4 protein-coding genes are annotated in these 4,150 nt (G+C 66.4%); 1 reads left to right on the top strand and 3 read right to left on the bottom strand.

Annotated features, from left to right (window positions below):
• The coding region (locus AB1609_15825; GenBank protein ID MEW6047921.1) for a hypothetical protein at positions 1 to 213 on the top strand (213 nt) is incomplete at its 5' end.
• 261 nt (positions 214 to 474) lie between these two features.
• Here the strand turns inward: AB1609_15825 and AB1609_15820 are convergent.
• The 3 genes from AB1609_15820 to AB1609_15810 all read right to left on the bottom strand — a co-directional run.
• The gene (locus AB1609_15820; protein ID MEW6047920.1) at positions 475 to 630 is read right to left on the bottom strand and encodes a hypothetical protein; all 156 of its coding nucleotides are present in this window, start codon (positions 628 to 630) and stop codon (positions 475 to 477) included.
• 90 nt (positions 631 to 720) lie between these two features.
• Entirely contained in the window at positions 721 to 3,612 is a 2,892-nt protein-coding gene (locus AB1609_15815; protein ID MEW6047919.1) for an adenosylcobalamin-dependent ribonucleoside-diphosphate reductase, read from the bottom strand.
• Between the two features lie 159 nt (positions 3,613 to 3,771).
• A partial coding sequence (locus AB1609_15810; protein ID MEW6047918.1) for a hypothetical protein occupies positions 3,772 to 4,150 on the bottom strand: 379 nt, incomplete at its 5' end.

The following is a 4,150-nucleotide window of genomic DNA, read 5'->3' as shown; positions in this document are numbered from 1 at the left end:
GGGGGGTCGGGACGGTTGACGGTCGCGCTCCAGACCCCTCCGTCCCTCGCGAGTCCACCGGAAAACCAGGCAACCATGGTGATGGCTCCGGACGCTGCTCTCTCAATCGAGGGGGTGCTGCCGCGTGCCCGGCCGGTCAGCCGGGCCGAACTTCTCGTCACCTGGGAGGCGGCCACGAGACGCCTGGCCACCGGCTTCGCGGTGGGCTTCTGACCGTCACCCAGGATCGTCTTGCTCATGTCAGACCCGGGTCATGGTGATATGATGGGCGCGGAGTGATGCCCGTGGCGCAAAGGTTCTTCGAGCCCGGGCAGCCCGCGCTTGCACCCGCCCGATGCGTGGTGTGCGGACGGCCCCTGGCATCCGGTCCGGCCCTGCTGGCCCCCGGGTGGCGCGTGTGCGATCCGTGCCGGAAGGTGCTCCGGCAGCGGATAACGCCGTGGAACGAAGAGGGGCAGCGCCTGAGGCTACCCCTCAGCGCCGGTCCCGGTTCGGGTTATTCGCAGCCATGGTCGCCATCGCCAGGACGTACGCTTTGAAGTTGTCCGGAAGGTCGAGCCGCTGCAGGATCGGCCGCAACGGCGACCGCTCCAGCTCCTCGCGCAGCCGGTGATAGCCTTCCTTCTCCATGGCCACCCCCCTTCCCAGACGGGGGCCACCCGGCCCACGGCCGGCGCTACGGGTAGTATCCGCGATGACAGCCAGAGAATGCCGGCCTTTTCAGCAGCGGCTGTACCCGCAGTTCTGGCAGTACCCGCAGCCTTCGATGCGGACGTACTGAGCCTGACCGCACATGGGGCAGATGTCGGCCCCGGCCAGGGACCTGTGGTGACCGTTATGCTTCGTCGCGGCCTCGCCCGGCTGGGTAAGCATCACGGCAGGCGCCTGGAGGCCAGGGTCGCCAACCTCTCGTGCCCCGGAAGCCCTTCCCTCGGCCCCGCCCCGAGCCCGCTCAAGCTCCTGAGCCGACTCCACACCCTCAGTGCCCGCGGCCCGGCCTTCGGCTGCCCCCCGCAACCCGCCGACCTGGCCCGCCGACCCCTCGCGTTCCGTGCCGCCCGCTGCGGAGGCACGCGCCTCGGACCGCTCGGCAGGCTGGTCCTCCCGGACCACGCCCGGGGGCCGGGCCGCGCCTTCTTCTCCGGGCACCTGGGCCGAGGTCAGCGCTTGCGGCTCCTCAATCCCCGGCGCCGCGCCGGTTTCGCTGCGTCGAGTGTTCAGGTAGCGCTCGAGCGCCTTGGCCAGGGCATCCGGCATGGAAAGCACCTTGTTGGGCCCGTAGCCGAAGGGCTGCGCACCGCCGATGTTGCGGAGCTGCTCGACCACCAACGCCAGCTTCTCCAGGTTGCTGATGGGGCTGGGGGTGCGCAAGTAGAGCGAGATCAGGCGACCGATGGCCTCGGCGTCCGCCGTGATGTCCATGCCTCCCTTGCCCAGCACGATGATGGTCTCGAAGGGCTGGCCTTTCGGATACTCGTTGACGACCACCCGTGCCGTGCCCACCATGGTCTTCTGGCGGTAGGTGAACCCCTCCACCTCTTCCGGAACCTCACCGATCACCGCCTTCGGCTCCACGTCCAGCGGCGAGCCCGCGGGCGTCGTCTCTCGCCGCACAGTCATGACCTGTGCCGGCACGACGGTCGTCTGCTCCGAGCCGGGCGTGCCCTCGTCTTTTGCCATCAGCACCTGCTCGTCGCGTGACTTGTCTCGGTATATGGTCACGCCCTTGCAGCCGAGCTTCATGGCAACCTGATACAGCTCCAGCGTCTGCTCGACCGTGTAGTGGGACGGAAGGTTGGCCGTCTTGCTCAGGGCGCTGTCCACCCACCGCTGGATCGCCGCCTGCATGCGGACATGCTCCTCCGGGGTCAGCTGCAGCGCCGTGACGAAGTAGGGCGGCAGCTTCTTCAGGTCTCCCCCGAGTTCGGGATGGGCTTCCAGGTACTCCTGAACGATCGGTTCGAAGATCTCCTTGCGGCCAAGCCGTCCCTGGCGCCAGTAAGACCAGGCATAGTAGGGTTCGATACCGGTGGACGTGGCCGCCATGGTACCGGTCGTCCCCGTGGGGGCCTGCGTCAGCAAGGTGACGTTGCGGATGCCGTGCTTCCCAACGGCCTGCCGCACGTCCTCTGGCATGGTCTGCATGAATCCGGACCGCAGGAACTTCTCCGCATCGAACATGGGGAACGGGCCCTTCTCTTTCGCCAGTTCAACCGAACCCAGGTACGCCTCTCTGCTGATGAACGCGTACAGCCTGTTCACGAACTCGACCGCCTCAGGGCTTCCGTAGCGAATTCCGAGGTGGATGAGCATCTCAGCCAGGCCCATGGTGCCCATGCCGACGCGGCGCTCCATCTTCTGCTGGCGCTCGTTTTCCTCGAAGAAGTACGGCGTGATGTCGATGACGTTGTCCAGGAACCGGACGCCCAGTCTCGCCGCCCTGCCCAGCTCGTTCCATTTGACCTCGCTGTTTTCAACAAACCGGGCCAAATTGAGGTGCCCAAGAAGGCAGACGCCCCATGGCGGAAGCGGCTGTTCACCGCAGGGATTCGTGGAGACGAGCGGCGCGTAGTACCACGAGTTCGACATTTTATTCGCATAGTCCAGCCGCACGAAGCCCGGCTCGGCTGAGGCCCACGCCGACTCGACGATCTGTCGGAACAGGTCCCGCGCCCGCACCCGCTGGTACACCTTAACGGGCTTGCCCATGGCCTTCCACTTTTTCAGGTCGCCGTCCCACAGCCGGTCGTAGTCCGGGTCGGTCGTGTCCGGGAAGACCAGCTCCCAGTCCGCGTCCTGCCCCAGGGCCTGCTCGAACTCCTCCGTGATGCCCACGCTGATGTTGGCGTTGGTGATGGCCGAAAAGTCTCGCTTGGCGTTGATGAACTCGATGATGTCGGGATGCCACACGCTGAGGATTAGCATTAAAGCTCCGCGTCGCGAACCTCCTTGTTCTACCAGCCCTGTGGCAAAGCTAAAAAGCGCCCCCCACGAGACCGACCCCGACGACTTGCCGTTGACGCCCTTCACGTACGCCAGGCGCGGCCGCAGCACCGACAGGTTGATGCCAACCCCGCCGCCTCGGGCCATGGTCTCCACCATGCTGCCCAGCGTGTCGATGATGGCGTGCCTCGAGTCGGCCGGCACATCCGGGGTGCGCCCCCGCACCGGTATCACGTAACAGTTGTAGGCGGTCAAGTTTTGCCCGGAACCAAGCATGAGGTTGATGCGCCCGCCCGGCACGAAGCGGAAGCCGTCGAGCAGCCAGCGGAATTCGCGCTGGAGCTCCTCGCGCCGCTCCGGCGCCTCGACCTCGACGGCGGCTCTCGCCAGCCTGTCCCACATCTGTTCAGGCCGGGTCTCGAGGGGCTTGTCGCAGCGGCTGCGCGGGCGCCGGATCACCTCGCCGCTCACCTTGAGGCGGACGGCGACCTCGTCCCCCTCCACAGCCTCGACGATCCCGACCTCCTTGGCCGGGTAGCGCCGGTCATCGCTGGTCATCACCACGACGGTGTCCCCGACCTGGATGTCTTCACGGGCAGCCTTCGGGCTGTACCGGTCAAGGAAGATGAGCTCCTGCATGGGGCCCCAGCGATAGTGCTTTCCCTGCACAGTCGAACACCTGCCCGCCACAAGATATTGAGAGCAGTTGCATTATAAGGCACGACCTGTCGGGGCGCAACATGCGTTCGGGGCCATCCGCGGCCGCCTGGCCCCTTCAGAGGGACCGGGAGACGAAAAACGAGGTTTTCCCGGTGCCTGCTTCCCGCTTCACACGGGGAGGTCCCGGCGCCAGAAAGCAAGCAGGCTCAGCAGGACGAAGGTTGCACCGTATGCGATCAGCACGATCCAGGCCACCGCGGGATCAAGCATCTCCGGGACGGAGCTGGCGCCGGGCCTCGCTGCTCCCACGGTGGCTTCCACGAAGGGGTTGTGCCGCATCACCAGCGAGTTGGCCACGTTGCCCAAAAGGTAGGGGCGAATCTCCGCAAGCCACCCCCGCGACTGGACGATCAGGCTGGACACCAGCGCCTCGACGAAATAGTAGACGAGGGCGCCGCCAACAGCGATGCCCGTGCTGCGTAACAAAAACGCCGCGGCCGCCGCCACGATTCCGTAAACGGTCAGCACCGCCCACAGCCGGGCCGCC

It is taken from the genome of Bacillota bacterium, assembly GCA_040754675.1.
Classification (GTDB): domain Bacteria; phylum Bacillota; class Limnochordia; order Limnochordales; family Geochordaceae; genus Geochorda.
This window is presented reverse-complemented; position numbering and strand designations above follow the sequence as displayed.